Genomic DNA, 26,755 nt, shown 5'->3' on the forward strand with positions numbered 1-26,755 from the left:
TCCTTGTCCGGTCAGCTGAAGGTGTGGCGGCTAAGCGGCAGGCTACGCACGCGCTGGCCGGTGAGCTGCGCCACGGCGTTGGCCACGGCAGGCGCCACCGCCGGCAGCGGCGGCTCGCCGATACCGCCCATCTTCGCCCCGCTCTCGACGATGCGCACATGCACCCGGGCCATGCGCGAGGGCGGCAGGATCGGGTACAGGTCGTAGTTGCGCGCACGCGGCTTGCCGTCGATGAACACCGCTTCTTCCACCAGCGTCTGCGACAGGCCCAGGGCCACGGCACCGTTGACCTGGTGCTCGATGATCGCCGGGTTGACGATGCTCCCAGGGTCGATTGCCTGCCAGATGTCATGCACCTTGACCTGGCCGTTCTCGATCGACACCTCGGCGATGGCCGCCGCCTCGGAGCCGAACGGCGAGGCCATGGCAATACCACGGGCACGCTTGCTGCCGTCTTCTGCGGTAAACGGCCCGCGCTTCCAGCCGCCGGACAACTCGGCCACTGCGTGCAGCAGGTTGGTCAGGCGCTGATTATCGCGCAGCAGGTGCAGGCGCAGTTCGTAGGGGTCCTTGCCGCCCTTGTCGGCCAACTCGTCGAGGAACGACTCATAGAAGAAGTCGTTCAGCGAATTGCCCACCGAGCGCCAGTAGCCGAGCATGGCCGGGCCTTTGACGTAGATCTGGGCGATGCGTTTGTTGGCAATGGCGTAAGACTTGCCCGACAGCCCTTCGAGGGCCGTGGGGTCGATCTTGTCGCCTTGCTTGCCAGCGAGGGCTTCGGTCGGGCCTTCGGTGGCGCTCACCGCTTCGATGGCCACTGGCAGGCCATCGGCATCCAGCCCGGCGCGGAACTTGACCACGGCGACCGGGCGCAGCACGTCGCGCAAGAACTCTTCCTCGCGGCTCCAGATCAGCTTGACCGGGCGGCCGACGGCCTTGGCCAGGGCGATGGCCTGTGGGTACGGGTTGGCCGAGTCATACAGGAAATGGCGGCCGAAGAAGCCGCCGAGCAGCGGCGAGTGCAGGGTGATCTGTGCAGCATCCAGGCCGGTACGCTTGGCGATGTCGTCGCGGAACATGTCTGGCGCCTGGTTGGGCAGCCAGACATCCAGGCTACCGTCCGGGTTGAAGCGGGCGAGGGCGGACGGTGGCTCCAGCTGGGCATGGTTGAGGTACTGGTTGTGGTAGCTGGCCTCGACCTTGGTCTTGGCATTGGCCAGGGCGCCGGCGATGTCGCCTTGGTTTTCTTCGTCGCGGGCCGGCCCTTCAACGCTGGCGAGGTGCTCGCGCCAGCCGTCGCTGGAGAAGTCTGCCGGCATCGGCCGCACCTTGCTGTCAGCACCCGGCTCATTCCAGTCCACCTGGATTGCCTCCACGGCACGCTTGGCGTGCCACCAGCGCTCGGCGACCACGGCCACCGCGCCCGGCAGCTGATGCACCGAGTGCACGCCCTTCATGCCCTTGACCTGCTCCTCGTTGCGCAGGCTACCCACGGTCATGCCCAGGCGTGGCGCGTGCTGCACGGCAGCGTGGAGCATGCCGTCGACCTTGATGTCGATGCAGTACTGGGCCTTGCCGGTGGATTTATCGTAGGCGTCCAGGCGCCGCACCGGTTTGCCGATCCAGCGGAACTGGCTGGGGTCGCGCAGCTTGATGCTGGCCGGGTCCGGCACCGGCAGGTCCATGGCACGGCTGGCCAGCTCGCCATAGGCCAGCGAACGGCCCGTGGCGGCGTGCATGACCTTGCCAGGCTCGGTGGACAGTTCGCTGACGGGGACCTTCCATTGTTCGGCGGCGGCCTGCAGCAGCATGGCCCGGGCCAGGCCACCGAGGCGGCGCATGGTCGGGTAGCTCATGCGCACCGACATGCTGCCACCGGTAATGCGCATGCCGTTTTCCATCACCACGTAGGCTTCACCGGGCGGTGCGCTTTCGACCAGGAAATTGGCCGGGTCGACATCCAGTTCTTCACCCACGATCTGGGCCATGGCCGTGAAGGGGCCTTGGCCGCCTTCCATGAACGGGCTGAGCAGGCGCACCTTGCCGTCCGGGCGGATTTCCAGGAACGCCGGCACCTGGGTGCCGCGTTCCGGGGTGGCTGCCGCCGCTGCCTGCACGCGGGTCGCGCCCAGCGGCAGGCCGAAACCCAGCACCAGGGCCCCGACCGCGGTGCTGGCCAGAAAGCGCCGGCGCGACAGGTTGACGGTTTCGCCCAGCTGTAGCCTGAGCAGTTCTGCGGGGGTATCGACGGGCGTGTTCATCAGGCCTGCTCCCCTTGGGCTAGCGCATGCACGGCGGCATGGATGGCGTTGTAGGTGCCGCAGCGGCAGAGGTTGACCATCGCTGCGCTGATTTGTTCGTCACTGGGCTTGGGCGTGTGCTTGAGCAGTGCCGTGGCCGCCATCACCTGGCCGGACTGGCAGTAGCCGCACTGGGCCACCTGGTGCTCGACCCAGGCCGCTACCACGCGCTTGCCCACCGCATCGGCCTCGACCGCTTCGATGGTAGTCACCTCGCGCCCGACCACGCCGGCCACGGGGGTGACACAGGCACGCACGACGTTGCCATCCACCAGCACCGAGCAGGCGCCACATTGGGCCAGGCCACAGCCATACTTGGTACCGGTCATGCCCAGGTCGTCACGCAGCACCCACAACAGAGGCGTGTCGGCATCGGCGTCGACCTGATAGGTCTGCTGGTTGATATGAAGTTCCATGGCTCACCTGCTGATCATCGGTTGATGGCGTTTACGGTCTGCTGGGGAATACGTTGTTCCCCAATCCAGAAACGCTAGCACAGTGGTACGACCACTGGTCCGTCTGCGGCGCAGGTTCAGAGGATCAGGCAAGCAATCCGGTGGAATGCGCAATATCCCGCAGCGATCCGGTATGGACGCGGAGAGGACTTCCGAGCGGAAAACCCGGATAATGCCGGCCAATTTCGTTTTGCACGCTTAACTGACGGTAATCCCCGCATGGAAATCAAGGTCAATTTTCTCGACAACCTTCGTCTCGAAGCCAAGTTCGACGACTTCACGGTGATCGCCGACCAGCCGATCCGCTACAAGGGCGACGGTTCGGCACCGGGCCCGTTCGACTATTTCCTGGCGTCGTCGGCCCTGTGCGCGGCGTACTTCGTCAAGCTGTACTGCCAGACTCGCGATATCCCCACCGAGAATATCCGCCTGTCGCAGAACAACATCGTCGACCCGGAGAACCGCTACAACCAGATCTTCAAGATCCAGGTCGAGCTGCCCGAAGACATCTCCGAGAAGGACCGCCAGGGCATCCTGCGCTCCATCGACCGCTGCACCGTGAAGAAAGTGGTGCAGACCGGCCCCGAGTTCATCATCGAACAGGTCGATAACCTTGACGCCGATGCCCAGGGCCTGTTGATGCCGGTGGCCGACACCACCACCTACATCGCCGGCAAGGACCTGCCGCTGGAGCAGACCATCGCCAACATGTCCGGCATCCTTGCCGGCCTTGGCATGAAGATCGAGATCGCCTCGTGGCGCAACATCGTGCCCAACGTCTGGTCGCTGCACGTGCGCGACGCGCAGTCGCCAATGTGCTTCACCAACGGCAAGGGTTCGACCAAGGAAGCCGCACTGGCCTCGGCGCTGGGTGAGTTCATCGAGCGACTGAACTGCAACTTCTTCTACAACGACCAGTTCTGGGGCGAAGACATCGCCAATGCGCCGTTCGTGCATTACCCGAACGAGCAGTGGTTCAAGCCAGGGCCAAAGGACGAACTGCCGGCCGAAATCCTCGACGAACATTGCCTGGCGATCTACAACGCGGACGGCGAGCTGCGCGGTTCGCACCTGTACGACACCAACTCGGGCAACACCGAGCGCGGCATCTGCTCGTTACCGTTCGTGCGCCAGTCCGACGAGCAGGTGGTGTACTTCCCGTCCAACCTGATCGAGAACCTGTTCCTCAGCAACGGCATGAGCGCCGGCAATACCCTGGCCGAAGCCCAGGTGCAGTGCCTGTCGGAAATCTTCGAGCGCGCGGTGAAACGCGAAATCCTCGAAGGTGAGCTGGCCCTGCCGGACGTCCCCCAGGACGTGCTGGCCAAATACCCTGGCATCCTCGCCGGCATCCAGGGCCTGGAAGAGCAGGGCTTCCCGGTGCTGGTCAAGGACGCCTCGCTGGGCGGTGAGTTCCCGGTAATGTGCGTGACCTTGATGAACCCACGCACGGGTGGCGTGTTCGCCTCGTTCGGCGCTCACCCGAGTTTTGAAGTGGCGCTGGAGCGCAGCCTCACCGAGCTGCTGCAAGGCCGCAGCTTCGAGGGCCTCAACGACCTGCCGCAGCCGACCTTCGAAAGCCATGCACTGACCGAGCCGAACAACTTCGTCGAGCACTTCATCGACTCCAGTGGTGTGGTGTCGTGGCGCTTCTTCAGTGCCAAGGCCGATTTCGAGTTCGTCGAGTGGGACTTCTCCGGCCATGGCGAGGACTCCAACATCCAGGAAGCCGCGACCCTGTTCGGCATCCTCGAAGACCTTGGCAAAGAGGTGTACATGGCCGTGTACGACAACCTCGGCGCCACTGCCTGCCGCATCCTGGTGCCGGGTTATTCCGAGATCTACCCGGTCGAGGACCTGATCTGGGACAACACCAACCGCGCCCTGGGCTTCCGTGCCGACATCCTCAACCTGCACAGCCTCGACGACCGCGCCCTGCGCGCGCTGCGCCGGCGCCTGGATAAATGCGAGGTTGATGACTACACCACCATCACAACCCTGATCGGCGTCGAGTTCGACGAGAACACGGTGTGGGGCCAGTTGACCATTCTTGAGCTGAAGTTGCTGATCTGCCTGGCGCTCAAGCGCTTCGAGGATGCCAAGGAGCTGGTCGAGGCGTTCCTGCAGTTCAACGACAACACCGTCGAGCGCGGCCTGTTCTACCAGGCGCTGAACGTGGTGCTGGAAGTACAGTTGGATGACGAGCTGGAAATGGCCGACTACGAAGCCAACTTCCGCCGCATGTTCGGCAACCCGCGGATGGACGCGGTGCTGGGTTCGGTCGACGGTAGCGTGCGCTTCCATGGGCTGACACCGACCAGCATGAAGCTGGAAGGGCTGGACCGCCACCTGCGCCTGATCGAGAGCTACAAGAAGCTGCACGCTGCGCGGGCCAAGTTTGCCTGACCGAGCCAAGGGCGTGAATGGGCTGCAATGCAGCCCTCGATAGCCGGCCTGACGCGTTGCTCAACAGCGCATAACCGCCGTAAGGGTCAGTTCTTGCACTTGGCCTGCACCACCTGGCAGGTGTCTGGCGTGCCACCTGAGCGGCCGGCATAGCGGATGCAATTGTTCAGCGACTTCTGCTTGGCAATGCCCAGTGTGTTGCCCCAGGCCAGGCCGCCTTCACCGCTGCTCGGCAGCGCCTTGGCGTAACAGTTGGAGCCCGGCGCGGCGGCGTAGTAGCGCGCCTTGCTGCTTTTGCTCGAACAGCCGGCATTGAGTGCCAGGCTGATGGCCAGCAAGGCATGCGCGGTCCAGTACGCGTAAGGTCGTGTGCTGCAAGTGTTCATGGTATCCCTCGTTCCGACGCGCAAAGTCTTTCAGGATATTTCTATCAAGCCAAGCGGTGAACTATCCGAACGTCAAGGTGATCCCTTCTTAAGCGCACCCTGCGCACGCCTGATGGACCAGGCCTCGTGCCAGTCCGTCAGCTCCGGGTCACCGACTGATAAGGAGGCGCCGTGACCGCTACAGAGCAAACCCTCTACCGATGCACGCCCAGCCCGCTGCATGCGATCTTGCTGGCCGGCACGGTCCCGCTGTTTCTCGGCGCGCTGCTGAGCGACATTGCCTACTTCAAGAGCTACCAGATCCAGTGGAGCAACTTCGCCGCCTGGCTGATCGCTGGCGGCCTGCTGTTCTGCGGGCTGACGCTGTTGTTTGCCCTGGCCAACCTGATCCGCACCCCACGCAAGGGTGGGCGGCCGACGCTGTACTTCCTGCTGTTGCTGGCGACCTGGGTGTTGGGGCTGATCAACGCCTTCGAACATGCCAAGGATGCCTGGGCGGTGATGCCGGCAGGCCTGGTGCTGTCGGTGATCGTCACTGTGCTCGCCTGCGTGGCGGCATGGCTGGGCATGAGCAACCTGCGTTCGGGAGGTGAGGCATGAAGCCGTTGCATGGAATGTCGCTGCTGAGCGTGGCACTGCTGCTGGCCGCCTGTGGTGGTGACGGCGAGCCGAACCAGGCTGTGGGGCCCGACCCGAAACTGCCGGCTCCGGAGCGCGGCCTGCTGCCAAGCATGAAGATCGCGCAACCGGCGCAGTGGGGCGATCAGAAACCCACCGTGCCTGAGGGTTACAGCATCACGGCCATCGCCACTGACCTGAAAATCCCGCGCCAGAGCCTGGTGCTGCCCAATGGCGATATCCTGGTTGCTGAAGGGCGAGGCGGCAGTGCGGCCAAGCTCAAGCCCAAGGACGTCATCGCCAGCCAGATCAAGGCCAAGGGCAATACGCAGGTGCAGGGCGGCAACCGCCTGACCCTGCTGCGCGATGCCGACGGCGATGGCAAATATGAAGTACAGACGGTGTTCGCCGAGGGCCTCAACGCGCCCTACGGCCTGGCCTTTGCCGACGGCAAGCTGTATGTGGCCAACCAGGATGCGCTGGTGCGCTTCGATTACCAGGATGGTCAGACCAAGGCCGGCGGCCCGCCGACCAAGGTCACCGACCTGCCGGCCGAGATCAACCACCACTGGACCAAGGCGCTGACCATCAGCCCTGATGGCCGCTATCTGTACGTGGGCATCGGCTCGAACAGCAACATCACCGAGCGTGGCATGGAGGTGGAGATCGACCGTGCCATGGTCTGGCAGATCGACGCCGTGACCGGGGCGCACAGGCCTTACGCCACCGGTTTGCGCAACCCTACGGCACTGAGCATTCAGCCGGACACCGGGCAGTTGTGGACAGTAGTCAACGAGCGTGACGAGCTGGGCCCGGATCTGGTACCGGACTACCTCACTTCGGTGCGTGAGGGCGGCTTCTACGGCTGGCCTTACAGCTACTGGGGGCAGAACGTCGATCAGCGGGTGAGGCCACAGAACCCGGACAAGGTGGCGGCAGCTATCAAGCCGGATTACAGCCTCGGGTCGCATGTTGCCGCACTTGGTGTGGACTTCTCTATCCCGGCCATGGGCGAGCGCTTTGCCGACGGCGTATTCGTAGGCGAGCACGGTAGCTGGAATCGGCCAAACCCGGTGGGTTACAAGGTGATCTTCGTGCCGTTCAAGGAGGGCAAGCCGGCCGGTGAGCCGGTCGACTTCGCCACGGGGTTCCGCGGGGCAGATGGCAAGACCCGAGGCCGGCCCGTCGGGGTTACGGTGGACCCACGTGGCGCCCTGATCATCGCCGATGACCTTGCCAACACGGTATGGCGGGTGACGCGCAACTAGCGAGGGGCCCTGTCGGTTCATTGACGCGAGGGGGTTGAAAGGTGTTGTGGGCGGGGCGTTTGCCTGCAGAGTGGCGAGCAATGGCTATGCTTGTGTGCGCGTAGACATTGCACGCACAACCCCGGTCTTGATCACATGGAAGCAGGCCTATGAATCCTATCTGCACCCTCGCTCGCGCTGTTGCCCTTGCCACCTTGATGTCCGCTGCCACCTTCACGGTGCAGGCTGCCGAGATTCCGATTGGCAGCCAGGCACTGGAAAGCCATGTCAAAACCCAGGTCACCGCCATCGACCTGGCCAACCGCCAAGTCACGGTAAAAGGGCCGAACGACAAGGATGTGACCCTGCAACTGACGGAAAAGGCCAAGGCGCTGCCCAACCTGAAAGTCGGTGACAACGTTGATATCTACGTCACCCGGGCCATCGCCTATGTGCTTAACAGCGACGTGGGTGGTGCGCCGAAGGCCACTGAAGAGTCCGGGGAAATCCGTGCCACCAAGGACAACCCCAACCCCGGCGGCGAAGCCTTCCGCCAGGTCCGGGTGACCTCGCAGATCAAGAAGATCGACCTGAAGAAACATGAAGTCAGCCTGCTGCCGCCGGAAGGCAAGCTGCAGGTGGTCAAGGTCGAGAACCCAGACCTGCAGAAGCGCATGAAGAACCTCAAGGTCGGCCAGACCGTCGATGCGATCTACACCGAAGTGCTGCGGGTCGATACCTGGCGTTGATGTCGGGCAGCGGGCACGCTTCGGCAGGCCCGCATCTGGCTCCATGCGTGTGGCGAATACACCACGTGCACCTTTTCGATTTCCATAAGCGCAGCCGATTTACCGATCATGGTCTCATCCTGTCTTCAGATGAGACCTTTCATGTCCTACAAGAACCTGTTGCTTGCATTCCTGCCCGTGATGATGGCCCTGCTGGCGGGCTTCGTGTTGCCTTACCAGGCCGCCAGCAACGCCGCCGTCGGCCGTGCGCTGGGGCACTGGTTGTGGGGCGCCTTCACCTCGTTGACGGTCAGTTCGGTGGTGATCATCACCGCGTTGCTGATCCTTCGGGTGCCCGTACCTGACCTGAGCAAGGCGCTGCAGGGGCCGTGGTGGCTATGGATCGGTGGCGTGCTGGGCGCCCTCTATGTGGCCGGCGCTGCTGCCTTGACACCGAAGCTGGGCACGGCGGGTTTCCTGGTGCTGGTGGTGGCAGGGCAGATCCTGACGTCGGTGATCGTCGATCACTTCGGGCTGATGGGCGTTGCCAGCAAGCCGGTGAACCTGGCCAGGGTGGCCGGTGTGCTGCTGATCCTCGGCGGTGTGTTGCTGGTGCAGGGCGGCTGGACCTCGACGCCGTCGTCCGGCCAGGCTGTGGCCGAGCGCTGATCAATGCCCAGGCTGGCTGCAGGCCCAAACCGCCTCGCGCAGCCAGCGATGGCCGGGGTCGCTGTCTTTCCTGGCGTGCCAGGCTTGTTGATAGGCGAGGGCGGGGATCGGCAGTGGTGGCGTGAACTGGCGCAGTGACGGGTGCTGGCGCATCGGGCCTACCGCTCGCCTGGCCACGGTGAGGATCAGGTCGGTGCCGGCGAGCACTTCGACTGCTGCGCTCCAATGTGGCAGCGCCAGCGCAATATGCCGGCGCAGGCCTTGTTCGGCCAACGCTCGCTCGATCTCATCGTGGGCATCCGGGTGCATGGCCATGAGTACGTGCGGGCGCGTCAGCCAGTCCTCCAGCGCAAGCCCGCCCTCGGCTGGCAGCACCTGGCGATCGGCGACGCTGATGAAGCGGTCTTCGAACAAGGTCTGGGCGCTGATGTCGGCTGGCAGTTCCGGGAAGATGCCCAGGGCCAGGTCGAGTTCGCCATCGAGCAACTGCGCGAGCATGCTATCGCGGCTGGCCTGGCTGATCGCCAGGTCGACGCCGGGGGCAACCTGGCGCAGGTGGCGGACCAAGGGTGGCAGGATGATGCGTGAGGAATAGTCCGACAGCGACAGCCTGAAGCGGCGCCGGGCTTGGGCCGGGTCGAACTGCGGCGCGGCCAGCAGGCCGTTGAGGCTGCCGAGGGCGTCCTGCAGCGGTTTGGCCAATGATTGGGCGCGGGCGGTGAGGGCCATCTGGCCGTGCTGGCGGATCAGCAAGGGGTCGTCGAAGTGTGCACGTAGCTGCGCCAGGGCATGACTGACGGCGGGCTGGCTGCGGTGCAGGCGCAGGGCGGCGCGGGTCACGTGCTTTTCGCTGAGCAGGGCGTGCAGGGTGAGCAGCAGGTTGAGGTCGATCTTGCGCAGTTCATCCATGGGGCGAATGCTTTGATTGGCTTTGGCAGGTGATTATCAGCGTAACAGATGTAATCGCTTTTTCGTGGGACAGGCCGCAAACGCCAGGCGTGTGGCGGTATTATCGGTGCCTATTTCAGCGGTCACACCTGATCAATTGAGCAAGGAGGTTCGAATGGCGCAATACACCGCCCATGTGTGCTGGGCTCGCGAAGGCCAGGATTTTCTCGGCAACCAGTACAGCCGCCGGCACTTGTGGCGCTTCGATGGCGGCATCGAGGTGCCGGGGTCGTCGTCACCCCATGTGGTGCCACTGCCGATGTCCGATGCCTCGGCCGTGGACCCTGAAGAGGCGTTCATCGCGGCGCTTTCCAGCTGCCACATGCTGTGGTTCCTGTCGCTGGCGGCCAAGCAGCGGTTCTGCGTCGAGCACTATGCCGACGACGCAGAGGGGGTGATGGCGCGCAATGAGGCAGGGCGCATGGCCATGACCGTGGTCACCCTGCGGCCGCGGGTCGAGTTCTCCGGCGAGCGTCAGCCCACGCCAGAGCAGCTCGAGCACCTGCATCACCTTGCTCATGAAGAGTGCTTCATTGCCAACTCGGTGAAGACCGAAGTGTGTTGCGAGCCGGTCTATCTCACCTGAAATCTTAAATAAATAACATTAGTTTTATTTAATAACTCATTGTTTTTAATAGGCTACCTTTTTGCAAGTGTGTGCTGGACACACTGTTCGAAGTACGTCTGCTTGATCGCCGCTGGCTTGAGCCGTGAACGGCTGTTGTAGGTCTGTTCGGTAATGCCCATGGCGGTCATGCGCATCCAGGGTTTGGCAAACCGGCGTACCTGCAGTTTCTTGCGCGTGACGTACAGGGTGACGCCGGAGAGCTTGGCCTGCTGCGCCTCGGCGGCGATCTGCGAGCCCCATCCACAGGTTTGGCGGTCGTTCTGGCTAAGCGCCTTGGCCTGGGCGCCGAAGGTGGCAGTGGCCAGCAGGCAGCCGGCCATCGTTGCTAGAAATACTCGCATCTTGCTGTCCTAAGCATCTGAAGATTAAAGGAGTTTGCCTTCGCTTCAGATGCCTGGGGGCCAGTATTTTCGAATCAGGTAGTGGCGATGCGAAATCGATTTGCCAGTGCCGGGTGCAGGCAGCTCAGCGCCAAACCGGCGATCCACACCACTGACACGCCGTAGTTCAGCCGCTGGTACAGGCCGAACAGCTGGCCGCTTTGTGCGGCCTGGGCCATGAACACGACGCTGACCAAGGCGGATATCAGGCACACCAGCGAAAACCAGCTCAAGGCTGGCGAACCGATCAGGCGCTTGCCGAGCCAGGCCCACAGCGCGCTGGCCAGGGTCAACGAGAGGAACATCAGCAGGCCACTGAGGTTGTGCAGTTGCTGCGAGCTGGACGGCTCGGCAGGTGCGCAGCCCTGGTCGCACGGAAACAGGCCAGTGCCGAAGCTGCCCAGGCCATGCAGCAGGACCAGGGCAGCGCTCAGCAGCGCAAGTTTCGAGGCGCGCCAACGCCGGGCAAGGCCCCAGGCGAATAGGGCGAACAGCAGGGCGAGGGGGAAATTATTGACCAGGGGCGACCAGTGCTGGGTCGGGGAACCTTGGGCGCCGAGCTGGCTCATGGCCTGCTGCAGGTGGTCGTAGCCGGGGTAGGCCTGGGCGGTGGACCAGACGCCGATCAGCAACCAGAACGGGATGAGCAGGCCACAAGCGAGCAGGGCACGGTCGAGCGGTTTCATGCAGGACTTCCTTCCATGGAAAGCGTCTACTGTAGCGGCTTCAGCCCTGCGTGTCCCGGCGCATCTGGGTCACCAGGGTGAACCGGTCATCCGGGTGCACGGTCTCGGAAACTGCCATCAGGTCGCCGTTTTTCTCGCGGTAATGACGGATGATCTTCAGCCCTGGGGTGCCCGTCTCGGCCTTCAGTTCACGCGCCATCTCTGCTGTCAGCAACACGGCCCGTACCTGCTGGTCGACGACGGCGATCGCCCGGCCATAGTGCTGTTCGATCAACGCTGCGATCAGCTGGTCAGGGTGCTCGCGGGCCAGTTCGATGACCTCGGCGTAGTCGCGCTGAGCATAGACATCGGTCCAGCACAGCGGCGCGGCATTGTGCTGGCGGTCGACGCGGATGCTCGACACGCAGAAGTAGTGCTCCCCCGGCACCAGCCCCAGGCGCGCCGCCTCACTCAGATCGGCGACGAAGTGGCGCACGTTCTGGATATCCCGTTGCTGGGTTTCCGCCAGGTGCGCAAGGTCGGCCACGGTCGCCAGTGACTGGGAATAGCCGCCGCGTGGGCTGCTGGCCTCGACCCGGGTGCCGACCCGCTTGCGGCGTGACACCAGCCCCTGATTGAGCAACTGGTTGATCGCTGCCCGCACCGTGTGCCGGCTCACCTCATACAAATCGCACAGCTCGAATTCGGTCGGCAGCAGGCTACCCACCGGGTAACGGCCACTGGCGATGCCTTCCATCAAGTCCTTGGCCACCACGGCGTATCGCGTTTCGTTCATGCCTTGCGTCAATCCCCTCAAATCCACGGATTGGCAGTTTATCAGTGCTGGGGCGAGTTCACCGAGTCCAACGCAGGTGACCAATACGCCCGCGTGCTGGGGCATGCACCTGGCGCAGCGCTTTGATGAAATACCGCGTCGGGTGTATGTGATCGTACAACTGCTTGCGCTATCATGACGGCTGTCTTTCAAGGTGAAATACAGGGCATGACAGAGCAGCAGGTACAGGCAAGGACCCGGCGCAAGCCGCGTAGTCTGGCCCAGGAACTGGTCACGGTGCTGACCGAGCGCATTCGCAGCGGCCAGCTCAAGCGCGGCGACAAGCTGCCGACCGAATCGCAGATCATGGCCGAGGAGGGCGTCAGCCGCACCGTGGTGCGTGAGGCGATCTCCCGGCTGCAAGCGGCCGGGCAGGTCGAGACGCGCCATGGCATCGGTACCTTCGTGCTGGATGCGCCGGCGACCGGGGGCTTTCGTATCGACCCGGCGACCGTGGTGACCTTGCGCGAAGTGCTGGCGGTGCTGGAGCTGCGCATCGCCCTGGAAATCGAGTCGGCGGGCCTGGCGGCGCAACGGCGCAGCGACGAAGCGCTGGCGGGCATGCGGGCGGCGCTGGACGAGCTCAACGAAGGCGCGGCACATGCCACCGATGCAGTGTCGGCGGACTTCCAGTTCCACCTGCGCATTGCCCAGGCCAGTGGCAACCACTACTTCGCCGATATCATCAACCACCTGGGTACCAGCATCATTCCGCGTACCCGGTTGAATTCGGCGCGGTTGGCCCATGATGACCAGGCGCATTACATGAGCCGCCTGATGCACGAGCACGAAGCCATCTATGAAGCCATCGCCCGGCGCGACAGTGAAGGGGCGAAGATGGCCATGCGCATGCACCTGAGCAACAGCCGCGAGCGATTGCGCCAGGCTCATGAAGCAGCCGAGGCTCAGGGGGGCTGAGGCCTCTATAACCTGTAATGGCCTCTTCGCGGGTTCACCCGCGAAGAGGCCGGGACAGGCGATAAAGAAAAGCCCCGCAAATGCGGGGCTTTCCTGTTTCAGTTCATTACTCAGATGGCGCCCTCGCTCCACTGCCCATTGACCAGGCGACGCAGCCCCAGCGGGTTGTGGTCACGCAGTGCCTCCGGCAGCAGCGCCTGCGGGTAGTTCTGGTAGCACACCGGGCGCAGGAAACGGTCGATGGCCAGGGTGCCGACCGATGTACCACGGGCATCGGAAGTCGCCGGATACGGCCCGCCGTGGACCATCGCCTCGCACACTTCCACGCCGGTCGGGTAGCCATTGACCAGGATGCGGCCGACTTTCTCTTCCAGCAGCGGCACCAGCCAGGCGAAGGCCTCGAAGTCCTCCGGCTCGCCGATCAAGGTCGCGGTCAGCTGGCCGCGCAGGCCGAGCAGGGCGTCACGCAGTTGCGCGTTGTCCTTGACCTCGACCGCCACGGTGGTCGGGCCGAACACTTCTTCCTGCAGCAGCGGGTCCGATTCCACCAACAGGCGGGCATCAGCCTTGAACAGCTGAGCACGGGCCTGGCTGCCTTCCTGGGCCTGGCCGGCGAGGTGCTCGATACCCGCGTGGGCGTGCAGGTGCTCCAGGCCGCCCACGTAGCTGCGCAGGCCGCCAGCGTTCAGCATGGTCTGCCCGGCCTGTTGGTCCAGGTGCTGGCCAAGGTCGGCGAGCAGCTGGCTGTACTGCGCGGACTGCAGGCCGATGACCAGGCCCGGGTTGGTGCAGAACTGCCCGGCACCCATGCACACGGAACCGGCCAGCTCACGGGCGATGGCCTCGCCACGCTTGGCCAGGGCGCCCGGCAGGATGATCACCGGGTTGATGCTGGACATCTCGGCGAATACCGGGATCGGCTGCGGGCGCTCGGCGGCCATGCGGCACAGGGCGTCGCCACCCTTGAGCGAACCGGTGAAGCCGACGGCCTGGATGGCCGGGTGCTTGACCAGCGGCTCGCCGACGCCAGCGCCGAAGACCATGTTGAACACGCCCTTGGGCATGCCGGTGCGCTCGGCCGCGCGCTGGATGGCGCAGCCGACCAGGTCGGCGGTGGCCATGTGGCCGCTGTGCGCCTTGAACACCACCGGGCAACCGGCGGCAAGGGCGGCAGCGGTGTCACCACCAGCGGTGGAAAAGGCCAGTGGGAAGTTGCTGGCACCGAACACGGCGACCGGGCCGACGCCGATGCGCATCTGGCGCAGGTCGACCCGCGGCAGCGGCTGGCGGTCGGGCAGGGCCAGGTCGATGCGCGCACCGAGGAAATCGCCACGGCGCAGCACTTGGGCGAACAGGCGCATCTGGCCGCTGGTGCGGCCGCGCTCGCCCTGGATGCGGGCGGCAGGCAGGGCAGTCTCACGGCAGACAATGGCGACGAAGGCATCGTCCAGTTCGTCCAGTTCGCCAGCAATGGCATCGAGGAACTCGGCACGGCGGGCCGGTTTCAGGTTGCGGAATTCGACAAACGCGGCAGCAGCGGCATTGGCTGCCTGGTCCACTTCGGCCTCGGTGGCCTGGGCGAAGCTGTAGGGCAGGGCCTCGCCGGTGGTGGCGTCCAGGCTTTGCAGGCGTTGCGAACCAGCGGCGCTGCGCTGGCCGGCGATGAAGTTGTGGCCGAGGATCTCTGGCATGTGCGGCTCCTAGGGTTGAATGTTCAGGTAATCGGTGCTGGATTGAACAGGGTGATGTCATTGTGCAGGCGGTGCTGTTCGGCCCAGGTCTGTTTGCGGCCGCTGGCCACGTCCAGGTAGTAGTGGAACAGCTCCCAACCCAGCTCTTCGATGGTCGAACGGCCACTGGCAATGCGCCCGGCGTCGATGTCGATCAGGTCCGGCCAGCGCTGGGCCAGCTCGGTGCGGGTGCAAACCTTGACCACCGGCGCCATGGCCAGGCCATACGGCGTGCCGCGGCCGGTGGTGAACACGTGCAGGTTCATGCCGGCGGCCAGTTGCAGGGTGCCGCAGACGAAGTCGCTGGCCGGGGTGGCGCAGAAGATCAGGCCCTTGCGGTTGACCCGCTCGCCCGGGCCAAGCACGCCCTGGATGGCGCCGCTGCCAGACTTGACGATCGAGCCGAGGGACTTCTCGACAATGTTCGACAGGCCGCCTTTCTTGTTGCCCGGCGTGGTGTTGGCGCTGCGGTCGGCCGCGCCTTGCTGCAGGTAGCGGTCGTACCAGTCCATCTCGCGCACCAGGGCATCGGCAACTTCCTGGTTTTCGGCGCGGGAGGTGAGCATGTAGATGGCATCGCGCACTTCGGTCACTTCCGAGAACAGCACGGTGGCACCCGCGCGCACCAGCAGGTCGGCAGCGTAGCCGAGTGCCGGGTTGGCGGTGATGCCGGAGAAGGCGTCACTGCCGCCGCACTGCATACCGAGGATCAGCTCGCTGGCCGGCACCGTCTCGCGGCGGCGCTGGTCGAGCTTCTTCAGGCGGGTTTCGGCCAGGCCCATGATCTGCTCGATCATCTCGACAAAGCCGAGGCTGGCGTCCTGCAGGCGATACAACCAAGGCTCGCTGAGGTCCACCGACGGGTCGTTGTCGTGCATCACCTGGCCGGCCTGGAGCTTTTCGCAACCCAGGCTGATCACCAGCGCCTCGCCACCGAGGTTGGGGTTGCGCGCCAGGTTGCGCACGGTGCGGATCGGGATGTAGGCGTCGCGGGCATTGATCGCCACGCCGCAACCGTAGCTGTGGGTGAGAGCGACCACGTCATCGACGTTGGGGTATTTGGGTAGCAGTTCGGCGCGGATGCGCTTGACCGCGTGCTCCAGCACGCCGGTCACGCACTGCACGGTGGTGGTGATGCCGAGGATGTTGCGGGTGCCGACGGTGCCGTCGGCGTTGCGGTAGCCTTCGAAGGTGAAGCCGTCCAGCGGTGGCAGGGCATCGGGTACTGCGTCGCAGCGCGGCAGGCTGTCCAGTTCGGGGGCGGCCGGCATGGCCAGCTGGCTTTCCTGTACCCAGCTGCCCTGGCGCAGGTCTTCCAGCGCATACCCGATGATCTGCCCGTAGCGGCGTACCGGCTCGCCCTTGGCGATCAGCACGGTGGCAACCTTGTGGCTCTGTGGCACGCCTTCGACCAGGGTCAGGCCATCGGCGAAGCGGGCACCTTCGCCCAGGCCGCCGTCGTTGACCACCACCACGACATTGTCGTCGTCGTGCAGGCGGACGTAGCGGGGCGAGTCGGAATGTTCGATCAACTGCATGTTTGGGCCCTACTTGTCAGGTTCTCAGGCTTTTGTACATCCGCCCGCGCAGGCGTGGGCGTGTTCACTCAGTGCCGCGAGCTGGCCAGTTCGCCATTGGCGGCCGGCTCAGACTGTGGCTTTGGGGCATCGTCGCGCAACTCGATACGCTTGATCGGGCCGACGATCACCAGGTAGCTGAACACCGCCACCAAGGCGTTGGCACCCACGTACACCAGGGCCCACTTGAACGAGCCGGTGGCGCTGATGATGTAGCCGATCACGATCGGGGTGGTGATCGAGGCAATGTTGCCGAAGGTGTTGAACAGGCCACCGGACAGCCCGGCGATCTGCTTGGGCGAGGTGTCTGCCACTACGGCCCAGCCCAGTGCGCCGATGCCTTTGCCGAAGAAGGCCAGGGTCATGAAACCGACCACCATCCACTCGGCGTCGACGTAGTTGCAGAACACCATGCAGGTCGACAGCAACAGGCCGCAGACGATCGGCAGCTTGCGTGAGAAGGTCAGCGAGTTGCCACGGCGCAGCAGCCAGTCCGAGATTACCCCACCCAGCACGCCGCCAATGAAGCCGCAGATCGCTGGCAGCGAAGCGATGAAGCCAGCCTTGAGGATGGTCATGCCGCGCTCCTGCACCAGGTACACCGGGAACCAGGTGAGGAAGAAGTAGGTGATGGCGTTGATGCAGTACTGGCCCAGGTACACGCCCAGCAGCATGCGGCTGGTCAGCAGTTGCTTGATGTAGCCCCATTTCGGTCCGTCATTGCCACGTTTCTGGTCCATGTCGACCAGGCCGCCGTTCTGCTCGATGTGCTCGAGTTCGTCCTTGCTGATGCGCGGGTGCTGGCGTGGGTTGTAGATGGTCTTCAGCCACACCATGGAGAACACGATGCCCAGTGCACCCATGACCACGAACACATGCTCCCAGCCAAAGCTGAACACAATCCAGCCCATGATCGGAGCGAACAGTGCGGTGGCGAAGTATTGCGCCGAGTTGAAGATTGCCGAGGCGGTGCCGCGTTCCTGGGTCGGGAACCAGGCCGCGACGATACGGGCGTTACCCGGGAACGACGGGGCTTCGGCGAAGCCGACGAGGAAGCGCAGGGTGAACAGGGTCACCACCGCCCAGGCCACCGGCAGGCCGCCGACAAAGCCCTGCAGCAGGGTGAACAGCGACCAGGTGAAGATGCTGAAGGCGTAGACATTCTTCGAACCGAAGCGGTCCAGCAGCCAGCCGCCGGGGATCTGCCCGGCCACGTAAGCCCATCCGAAGGCGGAGAAAATATAACCAAGGGTAACGGCGTCGATGCCGAGGTCTTTCTGCAGGCTGGAGCCTGCGATGGCGATGGTTGCTCGGTCTGCGTAGTTGATCGTGGTCACCAGGAACAGCATGAACAGGATCAGGTAGCGCACATGCGTCTTTTTAGTCGCTTGCATGCTGTTAATACTCCCACTAGTTATTTTTGTGCGGGCTCACGAGTTGTAGCCGGAGTGGGGCTGGCCCACTCCGGATGCGGCAATGGCAGGCCGCGGGGTGCGCTTATTGCGGACCCATCTTGTCCATCAGGGCTGCGAGCATTTCGTACTCTTCGGCGGTCAGGTCGGTCAGCGGGGTGCGCACCGGGCCTGCGTCGTAACCGGCGATCTTGGCACCGGCCTTGACGATGCTCACGGCGTAGCCGGCCTTGCGGTTACGGATGTCCAGGTACGGCAGGAAGAAATCGTCGATGATCTTGGCCACGGTGGCGTGATCGTCGCGGGCGATGGCGTGGTAGAAGTCCATCGCGGTCTTGGGAATGAAGTTGAACACTGCCGACGAGTACACCGGCACACCCAGTGCCTTGTAGGCCGCAGCATACACCTCGGCGGTTGGCAGGCCGCCGAGGTAGCTGAAACGGTCACCCAGGCGACGACGGATCGACACCATCAGTTCGATATCACCCAGGCCGTCCTTGTAGCCGATCAGGTTCGGGCAGCGCTCGGCCAGTTGCTCCAGCAGGTTGGCATTCAGGCGGCAGACGTTGCGGTTGTACACCACCACACCGATGTTGACCGATTTGCAGACCGCTTCGACGTGGGCGGCAACGCCGTCCTGGCTGGCTTCGGTGAGGTAGTGCGGCAGCAGCAGCAGGCCCTTGGCGCCCAGGCGTTCGGCTTCTTGCGCGTATTCGATGGCCTGGCGGGTAGAACCACCGACGCCGGCGAGGATGGGCACCGACTTGGCGCAGGTGTCGACCGCAGTCTTGATCACCTGGCTGTATTCGCTGGCGGCCAGGGAGAAGAACTCACCGGTGCCACCGGCGGCGAACAGGGCGCTGGCGCCGTAAGGGGCGAGCCACTCCAGGCGCTTGATGTAGCCAGCCTGGTTGAAGTCGCCCTGGGCATTGAAGTCGGTGACCGGGAAAGACAGCAGGCCGTGGGAGAGGATGGATTTCAGTTCTTGTGGATTCATTGTTGTAGGCATCCTGTGGCGCTTGGGGTGAAGGGTGTTGTTCTGCGATGGAGGTAAGTTATCGTACAACTTGTACGATGACTAGTCCCTTGCGGAAAATTTTTGTGAGGGCGCACAGGTGATCAGTTCAAGGTTTGTATGGAGGCGGATATCGAGCGCCGCCCGCGCGGCGCTCGATCTCACAGGCGCAGAAGATCTGACGACAATCACTCGGCAGTCATCGTATCTCTTAAGGGGGAGGAAAAAAACGATCGCGGAGACAGGCACAAGCCCGCCGCCCGCTTCCACGGGAAGTGTTCTGGGACCAGCAGAGGGTGACCGGGGAAGCGGGGGCGACCTTGCGCCGCCCCGCGATCAAAGCTAACGAAGCTGAAACTGAATCTCAGGCAGCCTGCTGGCGCTTGATCTGGCTTTTGCGCACCTGGGCGCGGCAGGCATCGCCGAAGGCCTGGAAGATCTTGATCGAGTCAGGGTTCTTCGCCGCCTGCCATTCCGGGTGCCACTGCACGGCAAACAGGAACGGCGAAATGCTCGGCGCGTGGATCGCTTCGACCAGGCCGTCTTCGGCGTGGGCAATCGGTTCGATGCCGGCGCCAAGGTTGCGCAGGCCCTGGCCGTGCAGCGAGTTCACGCGGATCTCGTCGGTGCCCAGGGTTTCACGCAGCCAGCTGCCCGGCTTGATCTTCACGCCATGCACCTGGGCGTATTGCACATCGACCGGATCTTCCGGGTTTTCCCGGTGGTCATTGAAGCCAGGCTCGGCGTAGACCTTCTGGTAGATGTCGCCGCCCAGGGCAACGTTGATTTCCTGCATGCCACGGCAGATGCCGAAGATGGGCAGGCCGCGCTTGAGCGCCGCCTTGACCAGCGGGATGTCGAACAGGTCGCGGTTCTGGTCCTGGCCCTTGCCTGGCGTTTCGTTCTCCTGACCGTACAGGGTCGGGTCGATGTTGCTGCCGGCACCGGTCAGGTACACGCCGTCGGCCATGTCCAGATAGGTCTCGAGGTCTTCGATGCCACAGCAGGTGGGCACCAGCACCGGGACGCAATCGGCGAAGTCGACCAGCGGGGTGATGTATTTGTGGGTCATGACCTGATAGTCATGGCCTTTGCGCTCTTGGCTGCCCATGGTCATCAGGACGACGGGTTTGCGCAGGGAAGGTTGCTTGTTGCCAATGTTGCTGTTGGACATATGTCACCTTATGACAGGGCTCTGCCTGTCGTTGTTGTGCAGGTGCACGGCCCGTGGCCATGTTGTGCTACCTGAAGTCCCGAGCACTGCCGGCTCATAACTGGACGATTCCGGTCGGGGCTTGTAGATAGCTTGCCAGAGCCGTTCGATATGTCAAACGAGCAAAAAGCGGTTAAGGCGCCGAATTTCGGGGGCTGAACCCTTGCGAGCCTGAGCCGGCAAGGGTTTGGCAGGGGGTAAGGTCAATTATATTTAACGACGCACTTGGATCATTGCAGCGCTGCAATGATCGTTGCTTCAGTGCAGTATCTGCGCCAGGAACGCCTTGGCCCGCGCCGTGCGCGGCTGGTTGAAGAACACCTGGGGCGGGCTGTCCTCGATGATCTGCCCGCCTTCGAGGAACAGCACCCGTTCTGCCACCTGGCGGGCAAAGCCCATTTCATGGGTGACGCAAAGCATGGTCATGCCGGTGCCGGCCAGTTGCACCAGCACGTCGAGCACCTCGGCGACCATCTCTGGGTCAAGCGCCGAGGTCGGCTCGTCGAACAGCATGATGCGCGGCTTCATGCACAGCGCCCGGGCGATGGCCACGCGCTGCTGCTGGCCGCCGGACAACTGGCTGGGGTATTTGTGCGCCTGGCTCTCGATACCCACCTTGCTCAGGTACATGCGCGCCCGTTCCTCGGCGTCCTTGCGCGACAGGCCGCGCACGCTGGTGGGGGCGAGCAGGCAGTTGTCGAGCACGCTCATGTGCGGGAACAGGTTGAAGTGCTGGAACACCATGCCGATCTCGCTGCGCACCTGGGCCGCCTGGCGAGTGTTGGCGGCAAGGTCCGTGCCGGCCACCCGGATGCTGCCCTGCTGGGCGATTTCCAGGCGGTTGATGCAGCGGATCAGCGTCGATTTGCCCGAACCGGACGGGCCACACAGGACAATGCGCTCGCCTTCGCGCACCTGCAGGTCGATGTCACGCAGTACATGGAAGGCGCCATAGTGCTTGTTCAGGCCCTCGATACGGATCAGCTCCGGGCGTGGGTCAGGTTCGGGGGCAAGGCTGGCAACGCTCATGGGGGCGGTCATGTTGTTGTTCTCCCGCTGGGTTTCAGTCGAAACGTGCCGCGCTGTAGGGCGCAGGGTCGGTGAAAGGGCGCTCGCCGGTGAGCAACTCGGCCACCAGGCGGCCGCTGACCGGGCCGAGGGTGAGGCCGTGGTGGGCATGGCCGAAGTTGAACCACAGCCCTTTGTGCCGGGGCGCCGGGCCGATCACCGGGCGCATGTCGGGCAGGCAGGGCCGGCGGCCGAGCCAGGGTTTGTCATCGAGGCGCTCACCCAGGGCCGGGAACAGCTTGCGGGCCAGGGCTTCGCAGCGCTTGAGCTGGATTTCGTTGCCCGGTGCGTCACTGGCGGCGAACTCGATGCCGGTGGTCAGGCGCACACCGCGGGCCATGGGGGCCAGTACATAGCCGCCCTGGGTGTCGCAGATCGAATGCTGCAGCTGCGCGCCATCGCGGGTGCCGTAGTGCATGTGGTAGCCACGCTTGATGCCCAGCGGAATGCGGTAGCCCAGGCGCTCGAACAGGTCGCCCGATTGCGGGCCCAGGCAGGCCACCACCTCGTCGGCGGTAATCGGCCCCCGTTGGCTGTCGACCTGCCATTGGCCGTCGAGCTGGCGCAGGCTGCGCGCATCGCCATGCAGGAACTGCCCGCCGCGCTGCACGAACAGCGCGGCATAGCCACGGGTGAGGGCACCGGGGTTGGTGACGGTCTTCGGGTCGAGCCAGTGGATACCACCGACCACCGTGCTGTCGAGCTGCTGCTCGCGTGCCTGCAGCTGGCCGCGTTCGAGGATTTCGTACTGCAGGCCGTAACGGGCCAGGCCCTTGAGCTCGGCCTTGGCCTGCTCGAACAGCGCCGGGTCGCGATACACCTCGATCCAGCCTTTGGCCTGGATCAGCCCTTCCAGGCCGGCGGCGTGGATCAGCGCATCGTGTTCCTCGACGCTGCGCTGCACCAGCGGCAGCATGTCGGCCGCCGCCCCGGCCAGGCGCCCGGGCGCCGACTGTTGCCAGTAGCGCAGTAGCCACGGCGCCGCCTTGGGCAGGTGCAGCAAGCTGTAGCGCACGTCTGGCTGGCGGTTCAGGCCATAGCGCAGCAAGGCGCCGAATTGCCGCGGGAAGGCATAGGGGATCACGCTGGAACGCTCGATCAGCCCGGCGTTGCCATGGCTTGTGCCGCTGCCGGGGTCGTCGCGGTCGATCAGGATCACCTGGCGCCCACGAGCCTGCAGGTGCAGTGCGGTGCTGACGCCGACGATGCCGGCGCCAAGAACAAGGGTCTGGCAATGCATGGATGTATCCTTCGGTCAGTTCAGGTGGCGGCCCAGGCGGGCTTCCAGGTGTTTGAGCAAGCGCCGGACCAGCTCGACGATCACCAGGTAGAGCACTGCGGCCCACAGGTAGATCTGGAAATCGAAACTGCGCGAGAACGCCAGTTTGGTCACGCCCATCAGATCGTAGATGGTCACCAGCGAGGCGATGGCGCTGGCCTTGATCATCAGGATCAGCTCGTTGCCCAGCGGCCCGATGGCCACCAGCAACGATTGCGGCAGGATGACCTTGAAGAAGGTGGTCGAGCGTTTCAGGTTCAGCGCCCGTGCCGCTTCGTATTGCCCCGGGGCCACGGCCATCAGGCTGCCGCGGAAAATTTCGGCCTGGTAGGCGGCGGTGTTCAGGGTGAACGCCAGCAACGTGCAGAACCAGGCTTCACGGAAGAACCACCAGAGGCCGACGTCCTGCCAGAAGCCTTTCAGCGAGCCCAGGCCGTAATACAACAGGAACAGCTGTGCCAGCAGCGGCGAGCCGCGGAAGAAGTAGATGTAGCCGGCCGCCATGCGTTGCAGCAGCCGATGGTGCGACATGCGCGCCAGGGCCAGCAGCAGGCCGAGCACGGCGCCCAGGCTGAAGGAGATCGCCACCAGCTTGGCGGTCACCAGCAGGCCATCGACGAAACGCGGGCCGTAGCGTTCCAGCAGGTCCGGGTCCAGCACCAGGCCCAGCAGTTGTTCGGCACTCATGTGCGTGCTCCTTGCAGGTGGCGGTTGCTGCGGCGCTCTATATAGGCGAACACCCGTCCCGAGGCGGCCGAGAACAGCAGGTAGCCCAGGCAGGCAACGCCATAGAAGAACATTGGCTCCTTGGTTACGCTGACCGCCAGGTTGGTCTGGCGCATCAGGTCGACCAGCGAGATGGTCGACACCAGCGAGGTGTCCTTGAGCAGCGACAGCCAGTTGTTCGACAGGCCCGGCAGGGCGATGCGGGTCAGTTGCGGCAGCACCACCTTGAAGAACCCGGTGCGCTTGCTCAGGCCCAGCGCCGAGCAGGCTTCCAGTTGGCCTTTGGGCAGGGTCTTGAACGCAGCCAGCCAGATTTCGCTGGAGAACGCCGCAAAGACCAGGCTGAAGGCGATCATCGCGGCCAGGAAGGTGTTGATCAGGAATTCGCCTTGATAACCCATGGCCGCCAGCAGCTTTTGTGCGGCGATCTGGCAGCCGTAATAGATGATCAGCAAGGTCAGCAGCTCGGGCAGGCCGCGGAACACCGTGGAAAAGGTGGTGGCCCAGGCGCGCGGCAAGCGTTTGCGCGAACGCGCCGCCAACGCTACGGCCAGGCCCAGCGGCAGGCCGATGGGCAGGCAGGCGAGGGCCAGTGACACGGTGACCAGCGCGCCGGCCAGCAGCGCCTGGCCCCAGCCACCACTGGCGAAGGACAGCAAGGACAATTGATCGAGCATGACGAACCCCTTGGATGGGTCATGCGCTCCCACACGGAAAGCGCATGCCCCCTACAGATCAGTTGTAGATATCGAAGGCAAAGTACTTGCTGGCGATCTTCTGGTAGGTGCCGTTGGCGACGATCTCGGCCAGTGCGGTGTTCAGCCGCTGGCGCAGGGCATCGTCGTCCTTGCGCACGGCAATCGCGGCGTCGGCCTTGGTATTGGCAACATCGCCAAGGATCTTGCAGCAGTCGGCGCCGTTCTTGTTCATCCACTCGTGCAGCGGGAACTTGTCGGCAATCACCCCGTCCAGGCGGCCAGCGGCGAGGTCGGCGTTGGCCTCGTCCATGGTCGGGTACAGCTTCACGTCGGCGCCGGCCTTGGCGTACACGTCTTCGGCATAGATGGCCTGGGTCGAGGACGACTGGGCACCGACGGTATAGCCGTCAAACCTGGTCTGGGCGTCACTGATCTTGCTGTCCTTGGCCACGGCGACGGTCAGCGGGGTGCGGTAGTAATGGTCGGTGAAGGCGATTTTCTTGCGCCGCTCCTCGGTGTCGATCATCGACGCCACCACGGCATCGTACTTGCGCGCCATCAGCGCCGGGATGATGCCTTCCCAGTCCTGGGCAACCAGGGTGCATTCAACCTTCATCTGCTCGCACAGGGCATGGGTGATGTCGATGTCGAAGCCGTGCAACTGGTTATCGGCGTCGACATAGTTGAAGGGCGGGTAGGCACCTTCGGTGGCGAAGCGCAGGGTCTCGGCGCTGGCGTTGCCTGCCAGCAGCAGGGCACACGCACCCAGCATAGCCATGGTCTTGTTCATCTCGCACCTCTTGCACTCTTGCTATTGTTGTTTGTTCGCGGGCCACGAGGTGTAGCCGACGAAGTCGTTATGTAGAGCGGCAGTTGCTTCCAAGCGTTTTTCAACATCAGGCCCGAGCTTCTTGCAGACCTCGTTGACCATCAGGTGCACCCACGACAGCATGGTCGCGGTGGACTCCCAGAACAGGTTGAATTCGGTGGGGATGCGGAACACTTCGTCGGCATGGGCGTCGGCCCAGTCGCAGAAGGTGTCGGTCACCAGGGTGACCGGGATGCCGGCGGCGCGTGCCTTCTGGCACAGCTGCAGGGCATGGCGTGAATAGCGGCGGGCCTCGAACACCACCAGCGCGGTGTCCTCGCTGCGGCCGAGCAGCACCTCGCCGAAGTGCCCGGCGCTGCCATCGACCAAATGCACGCCATCGCGCAGGTATTGCAGCAGGTGGCTCATGCACATGGCGATGCCGCGCTCGGTCTGAAAGCCTGCGATGCATACCCGTGGCTTTTCTGCCAGGCGCTGGGCCACGGCGTGCCAGGCATGGCTCTGGCGGTATTCGTGAACGCGCACCAGGGCCGCGATTTCCCGCTCCAGGCTGCCGGCGTTGTCGCTGACGTCTTGGTTCTGGCGATATTCTTGCAGGCGATCACCCATCAGCCACGGCCCATCGCCGAGGTCGCTCTGCAGGTCTTGCTTGAGCGCCTTGAGATGGGCATAACCAAGGGAGCGACAGAAACGGCCGACGCTGGATTCGCTGACACCCAGCTTGGCGGCAATGCTGGCCGAGGTCTGGAACGGCAGTTCGTGCAGGTTGGCGAGCATGTAGCTGGCGATCTTGCGGCCCGAGGCGGCGGCCCCTTGCAGGCTGTTTTCCAGGCGTTGCTTGATCGGTTGGCTCATGCTGCTGCTCCAGGTGAGGCGTGGAATAGAAAATGGCTGTTTTCTGTCATCGCGTCAACATTTGACAGATAGCTGTCACTTATCGGAAAGTTTTTGTCGTTGCACACGCTGTTGCCATTCCAATTCCAAGAAAGGAGCTACAGATGTCCGCACCTTCCACCCATCCGCTCGTGCGCGTGCCCTTTGCCGAGCTACAGGGGCTGTTGCAAGCGATTTTCCAGCAGCACGGCTGCAGCGAGACGGTGGCCACCGTGCTGGCCCACAACTGCACCAGCGCCCAGCGTGATGGCGCCCACAGCCATGGCGTGTTCCGTATTCCCGGTTACGTTTCGACCCTGGCCAGTGGCTGGGTCGACGGGCGTGCCACACCACTGGTAACCGACCTGGCGCCAGGCCATGTGCGCGTGGATGCCGCCGGTGGCTTCGCCCAGCCCGCCCTGGCAGCGGCGCGTGGGTTGCTGGTGGAAAAGGCCCGCAGCGCTGGCATCGCCGTGCTGGCGATCCACAATTCGCACCATTTCGCCGCGCTGTGGCCCGATGTGGAACCGTTTGCCGATGAGGGCCTGGTGGCGCTGAGTGTGGTCAACAGCATGACCTGCGTGGTGCCGCACGGTGCGCGCAAACCGTTGTTCGGCACCAACCCGATCGCCTTCGCCGCGCCGTGCGCAGGGCATGATCCGATCGTCTTCGACATGGCCACCAGCGCCATGGCCCATGGCGATGTGCAGATCGCCGCGCGCGCCGGCCAGCCGTTGCCCGAAGGCATGGGCGTGGATGCCCAAGGCCTGCCGACCACTGACCCCAAGGCCATCCTCGAAGGCGGCGCGCTGTTGCCGTTTGGCGGGCACAAGGGTTCGGCGCTGTCGATGATGGTCGAGTTGCTGGCGGCGGCGCTGACCGGCGGGCATTTCTCATGGGAGTTCGACTGGTCGGGGCACCCGGGGGCGAAAACGCCGTGGACCGGGCAGCTGATCATCGTCATCGACCCGAGCAAGGCTGAAGGTGACCGGTTCGCCCAGCGCAGCCGCGAACTGGTCGAACACATGCAAGCCGCCGGGTTGTCGCGCATGCCGGGCGAGCGCCGCTACCGCGAGCGCGAGGTGGCCGAGCGGCAAGGGGTGGCCCTGACCGAACAAGAGCTGCAGGGCCTGAAGGCGCTGCTGGGCTGAG

General features: G+C 64.2%; 26 protein-coding genes. 8 read left to right on the forward strand and 18 right to left on the reverse strand.

Features of this window, described 5'->3' with window-relative positions:
- Nucleotides 1–11 precede the first annotated feature (11 nt).
- Both ABE528_RS01655 and ABE528_RS01660 read right to left on the reverse strand, forming a co-directional pair.
- The gene (locus ABE528_RS01655; RefSeq protein WP_346651965.1) at nt 12–2,261 is read right to left on the reverse strand and encodes a xanthine dehydrogenase family protein molybdopterin-binding subunit; all 2,250 of its coding nucleotides are present in this window, start codon (nt 2,259–2,261) and stop codon (nt 12–14) included.
- A complete protein-coding gene (locus tag ABE528_RS01660) occupies nt 2,261–2,716 on the reverse strand; it encodes a (2Fe-2S)-binding protein (RefSeq protein ID WP_152957602.1) in 456 nt (151 codons plus the stop codon). Before ABE528_RS01660 ends, ABE528_RS01655 begins: the two co-directional genes overlap by 1 nt.
- Nucleotides 2,717–2,974: 258 nt before the next feature.
- Here ABE528_RS01660 and ABE528_RS01665 point away from each other — a divergent pair, with 258 nt between their 5' ends.
- The gene (locus ABE528_RS01665) at nt 2,975–5,161 is read left to right on the forward strand and encodes an OsmC domain/YcaO domain-containing protein (protein WP_346651966.1); all 2,187 of its coding nucleotides are present in this window, start codon (nt 2,975–2,977) and stop codon (nt 5,159–5,161) included.
- An 86-nt stretch (nt 5,162–5,247) separates the two neighbouring features.
- Here the strand turns inward: ABE528_RS01665 and ABE528_RS01670 are convergent, their stop codons facing one another.
- The gene (locus tag ABE528_RS01670) at nt 5,248–5,547 is read right to left on the reverse strand and encodes a hypothetical protein (protein WP_152957600.1); all 300 of its coding nucleotides are present in this window, start codon (nt 5,545–5,547) and stop codon (nt 5,248–5,250) included.
- A 171-nt stretch (nt 5,548–5,718) separates the two neighbouring features.
- On the opposite strand from ABE528_RS01670, the gene ABE528_RS01675 reads away from it, so the two are divergent.
- The 4 genes from ABE528_RS01675 (at nt 5,719) to ABE528_RS01690 (ending at nt 8,809) form a co-directional block, all read left to right on the forward strand.
- Complete coding sequence (locus ABE528_RS01675) at nt 5,719–6,147, forward strand: DUF2231 domain-containing protein (RefSeq protein WP_346651967.1); 429 nt, start codon at nt 5,719–5,721, stop codon at nt 6,145–6,147.
- Nucleotides 6,144–7,433, forward strand: coding sequence for a sorbosone dehydrogenase family protein (locus ABE528_RS01680; protein WP_346651968.1), 1,290 nt, complete (start codon nt 6,144–6,146; stop codon nt 7,431–7,433). Before ABE528_RS01675 ends, ABE528_RS01680 begins: the two co-directional genes overlap by 4 nt.
- A 149-nt stretch (nt 7,434–7,582) precedes the next feature.
- On the forward strand, nt 7,583–8,161 hold the full coding sequence (locus tag ABE528_RS01685) for a hypothetical protein (RefSeq protein ID WP_152957598.1): 579 nt from the start codon (nt 7,583–7,585) through the stop codon (nt 8,159–8,161).
- Between the two features lie 141 nt (nt 8,162–8,302).
- Complete coding sequence (locus ABE528_RS01690; RefSeq protein ID WP_346651969.1) at nt 8,303–8,809, forward strand: DMT family transporter; 507 nt, start codon at nt 8,303–8,305, stop codon at nt 8,807–8,809.
- On the opposite strand, the gene ABE528_RS01695 is transcribed toward ABE528_RS01690, so the two are convergent.
- Nucleotides 8,810–9,718 carry a LysR family transcriptional regulator gene (locus ABE528_RS01695; protein WP_346651970.1) on the reverse strand — a complete coding sequence of 303 codons (909 nt, stop codon included), beginning with the start codon at nt 9,716–9,718 and terminating at the stop codon, nt 8,810–8,812.
- A 154-nt stretch (nt 9,719–9,872) separates the two neighbouring features.
- Between ABE528_RS01695 and ABE528_RS01700 the strand changes: the two genes are divergently transcribed.
- A complete protein-coding gene (locus ABE528_RS01700; RefSeq protein ID WP_346651971.1) occupies nt 9,873–10,343 on the forward strand; it encodes an OsmC family protein in 471 nt (156 codons plus the stop codon).
- Nucleotides 10,344–10,396: 53 nt separating this feature from the next.
- Here the strand turns inward: ABE528_RS01700 and ABE528_RS01705 are convergent, their stop codons facing one another.
- From ABE528_RS01705 to ABE528_RS01715, 3 genes are all read right to left on the reverse strand, one after another.
- Nucleotides 10,397–10,726, reverse strand: coding sequence for a hypothetical protein (locus ABE528_RS01705; protein ID WP_346651972.1), 330 nt, complete (start codon nt 10,724–10,726; stop codon nt 10,397–10,399).
- A gap of 74 nt (nt 10,727–10,800) precedes the next feature.
- Complete coding sequence (locus tag ABE528_RS01710) at nt 10,801–11,451, reverse strand: DUF998 domain-containing protein (protein ID WP_152957594.1); 651 nt, start codon at nt 11,449–11,451, stop codon at nt 10,801–10,803.
- A 40-nt stretch (nt 11,452–11,491) separates the two neighbouring features.
- Complete coding sequence (locus ABE528_RS01715; RefSeq protein WP_152957593.1) at nt 11,492–12,226, reverse strand: GntR family transcriptional regulator; 735 nt, start codon at nt 12,224–12,226, stop codon at nt 11,492–11,494.
- A gap of 207 nt (nt 12,227–12,433) precedes the next feature.
- On the opposite strand from ABE528_RS01715, the gene ABE528_RS01720 reads away from it, so the two are divergent.
- Nucleotides 12,434–13,183: a FadR/GntR family transcriptional regulator gene (locus ABE528_RS01720; protein ID WP_152957592.1), complete on the forward strand. Its 750-nt coding sequence runs from the start codon at nt 12,434–12,436 to the stop codon at nt 13,181–13,183.
- A gap of 110 nt (nt 13,184–13,293) precedes the next feature.
- On the opposite strand, the gene ABE528_RS01725 is transcribed toward ABE528_RS01720, so the two are convergent.
- The 11 genes from ABE528_RS01725 to ABE528_RS01775 all read right to left on the reverse strand — a co-directional run bounded on the left by ABE528_RS01725 (nt 13,294) and on the right by ABE528_RS01775 (nt 25,585).
- Complete coding sequence (locus tag ABE528_RS01725) at nt 13,294–14,874, reverse strand: aldehyde dehydrogenase (NADP(+)) (protein ID WP_152957591.1); 1,581 nt, start codon at nt 14,872–14,874, stop codon at nt 13,294–13,296.
- Between the two features lie 23 nt (nt 14,875–14,897).
- On the reverse strand, nt 14,898–16,451 hold the full coding sequence (garD, locus tag ABE528_RS01730) for a galactarate dehydratase (protein ID WP_152957590.1): 1,554 nt from the start codon (nt 16,449–16,451) through the stop codon (nt 14,898–14,900).
- Nucleotides 16,452–16,519: 68 nt separating this feature from the next.
- Nucleotides 16,520–17,884, reverse strand: a complete 1,365-nt coding sequence (locus tag ABE528_RS01735; protein ID WP_346651973.1) for an MFS transporter — start codon at nt 17,882–17,884, stop codon at nt 16,520–16,522.
- A gap of 103 nt (nt 17,885–17,987) precedes the next feature.
- The gene (gene kdgD / locus ABE528_RS01740) at nt 17,988–18,899 is read right to left on the reverse strand and encodes a 5-dehydro-4-deoxyglucarate dehydratase (RefSeq protein WP_152957588.1); all 912 of its coding nucleotides are present in this window, start codon (nt 18,897–18,899) and stop codon (nt 17,988–17,990) included.
- Between the two features lie 382 nt (nt 18,900–19,281).
- Nucleotides 19,282–20,091, reverse strand: a complete 810-nt coding sequence (locus ABE528_RS01745) for a type 1 glutamine amidotransferase (RefSeq protein WP_152957587.1) — start codon at nt 20,089–20,091, stop codon at nt 19,282–19,284.
- A 297-nt stretch (nt 20,092–20,388) separates the two neighbouring features.
- Nucleotides 20,389–21,171, reverse strand: coding sequence for an amino acid ABC transporter ATP-binding protein (locus tag ABE528_RS01750; protein ID WP_152957586.1), 783 nt, complete (start codon nt 21,169–21,171; stop codon nt 20,389–20,391).
- A gap of 22 nt (nt 21,172–21,193) precedes the next feature.
- Nucleotides 21,194–22,438, reverse strand: coding sequence for an FAD-binding oxidoreductase (locus ABE528_RS01755; RefSeq protein WP_346651974.1), 1,245 nt, complete (start codon nt 22,436–22,438; stop codon nt 21,194–21,196).
- Between the two features lie 15 nt (nt 22,439–22,453).
- Nucleotides 22,454–23,164 carry an ABC transporter permease subunit gene (locus ABE528_RS01760; protein WP_346651975.1) on the reverse strand — a complete coding sequence of 237 codons (711 nt, stop codon included), beginning with the start codon at nt 23,162–23,164 and terminating at the stop codon, nt 22,454–22,456.
- The gene (locus ABE528_RS01765) at nt 23,161–23,880 is read right to left on the reverse strand and encodes an ABC transporter permease subunit (protein WP_152957583.1); all 720 of its coding nucleotides are present in this window, start codon (nt 23,878–23,880) and stop codon (nt 23,161–23,163) included. The genes ABE528_RS01760 and ABE528_RS01765 overlap by 4 nt, the downstream gene beginning before the upstream one ends.
- A gap of 58 nt (nt 23,881–23,938) precedes the next feature.
- Nucleotides 23,939–24,691, reverse strand: coding sequence for a transporter substrate-binding domain-containing protein (locus ABE528_RS01770; RefSeq protein ID WP_346651976.1), 753 nt, complete (start codon nt 24,689–24,691; stop codon nt 23,939–23,941).
- 21 nt (nt 24,692–24,712) lie between these two features.
- Nucleotides 24,713–25,585, reverse strand: coding sequence for a MurR/RpiR family transcriptional regulator (locus ABE528_RS01775; protein ID WP_346651977.1), 873 nt, complete (start codon nt 25,583–25,585; stop codon nt 24,713–24,715).
- A gap of 143 nt (nt 25,586–25,728) precedes the next feature.
- Between ABE528_RS01775 and ABE528_RS01780 the strand changes: the two genes are divergently transcribed.
- The gene (locus ABE528_RS01780; RefSeq protein ID WP_346651978.1) at nt 25,729–26,754 is read left to right on the forward strand and encodes an Ldh family oxidoreductase; all 1,026 of its coding nucleotides are present in this window, start codon (nt 25,729–25,731) and stop codon (nt 26,752–26,754) included.
- Nucleotide 26,755 lies beyond the last annotated feature (1 nt).

The sequence above is a fragment of the Pseudomonas sp. TWI628 genome (assembly GCF_039673865.1).
GTDB lineage: Bacteria > Pseudomonadota > Gammaproteobacteria > Pseudomonadales > Pseudomonadaceae > Aquipseudomonas.

Coding starts and splice junctions, on each gene's coding strand:
- ABE528_RS01655 (WP_346651965.1), bottom strand. CDS start 2,261: ATGAACACGCCCGTCGATACCCCCGCAGAACTGCTCAGGCTACAGCTG.
- ABE528_RS01660 (WP_152957602.1), bottom strand. CDS start 2,716: ATGGAACTTCATATCAACCAGCAGACCTATCAGGTCGACGCCGATGCC.
- ABE528_RS01665 (WP_346651966.1), top strand. CDS start 2,975: ATGGAAATCAAGGTCAATTTTCTCGACAACCTTCGTCTCGAAGCCAAG.
- ABE528_RS01670 (WP_152957600.1), bottom strand. CDS start 5,547: ATGAACACTTGCAGCACACGACCTTACGCGTACTGGACCGCGCATGCC.
- ABE528_RS01680 (WP_346651968.1), top strand. CDS start 6,144: ATGAAGCCGTTGCATGGAATGTCGCTGCTGAGCGTGGCACTGCTGCTG.
- ABE528_RS01685 (WP_152957598.1), top strand. CDS start 7,583: ATGAATCCTATCTGCACCCTCGCTCGCGCTGTTGCCCTTGCCACCTTG.
- ABE528_RS01690 (WP_346651969.1), top strand. CDS start 8,303: ATGTCCTACAAGAACCTGTTGCTTGCATTCCTGCCCGTGATGATGGCC.
- ABE528_RS01695 (WP_346651970.1), bottom strand. CDS start 9,718: ATGGATGAACTGCGCAAGATCGACCTCAACCTGCTGCTCACCCTGCAC.
- ABE528_RS01700 (WP_346651971.1), top strand. CDS start 9,873: ATGGCGCAATACACCGCCCATGTGTGCTGGGCTCGCGAAGGCCAGGAT.
- ABE528_RS01705 (WP_346651972.1), bottom strand. CDS start 10,726: ATGCGAGTATTTCTAGCAACGATGGCCGGCTGCCTGCTGGCCACTGCC.
- ABE528_RS01710 (WP_152957594.1), bottom strand. CDS start 11,451: ATGAAACCGCTCGACCGTGCCCTGCTCGCTTGTGGCCTGCTCATCCCG.
- ABE528_RS01715 (WP_152957593.1), bottom strand. CDS start 12,226: ATGAACGAAACGCGATACGCCGTGGTGGCCAAGGACTTGATGGAAGGC.
- ABE528_RS01720 (WP_152957592.1), top strand. CDS start 12,434: ATGACAGAGCAGCAGGTACAGGCAAGGACCCGGCGCAAGCCGCGTAGT.
- ABE528_RS01725 (WP_152957591.1), bottom strand. CDS start 14,874: ATGCCAGAGATCCTCGGCCACAACTTCATCGCCGGCCAGCGCAGCGCC.
- garD (WP_152957590.1), bottom strand. CDS start 16,451: ATGCAGTTGATCGAACATTCCGACTCGCCCCGCTACGTCCGCCTGCAC.
- ABE528_RS01735 (WP_346651973.1), bottom strand. CDS start 17,884: ATGCAAGCGACTAAAAAGACGCATGTGCGCTACCTGATCCTGTTCATG.
- kdgD (WP_152957588.1), bottom strand. CDS start 18,899: ATGAATCCACAAGAACTGAAATCCATCCTCTCCCACGGCCTGCTGTCT.
- ABE528_RS01745 (WP_152957587.1), bottom strand. CDS start 20,091: ATGTCCAACAGCAACATTGGCAACAAGCAACCTTCCCTGCGCAAACCC.
- ABE528_RS01750 (WP_152957586.1), bottom strand. CDS start 21,171: ATGACCGCCCCCATGAGCGTTGCCAGCCTTGCCCCCGAACCTGACCCA.
- ABE528_RS01755 (WP_346651974.1), bottom strand. CDS start 22,438: ATGCATTGCCAGACCCTTGTTCTTGGCGCCGGCATCGTCGGCGTCAGC.
- ABE528_RS01760 (WP_346651975.1), bottom strand. CDS start 23,164: ATGAGTGCCGAACAACTGCTGGGCCTGGTGCTGGACCCGGACCTGCTG.
- ABE528_RS01765 (WP_152957583.1), bottom strand. CDS start 23,880: ATGCTCGATCAATTGTCCTTGCTGTCCTTCGCCAGTGGTGGCTGGGGC.
- ABE528_RS01770 (WP_346651976.1), bottom strand. CDS start 24,691: ATGAACAAGACCATGGCTATGCTGGGTGCGTGTGCCCTGCTGCTGGCA.
- ABE528_RS01775 (WP_346651977.1), bottom strand. CDS start 25,585: ATGAGCCAACCGATCAAGCAACGCCTGGAAAACAGCCTGCAAGGGGCC.
- ABE528_RS01780 (WP_346651978.1), top strand. CDS start 25,729: ATGTCCGCACCTTCCACCCATCCGCTCGTGCGCGTGCCCTTTGCCGAG.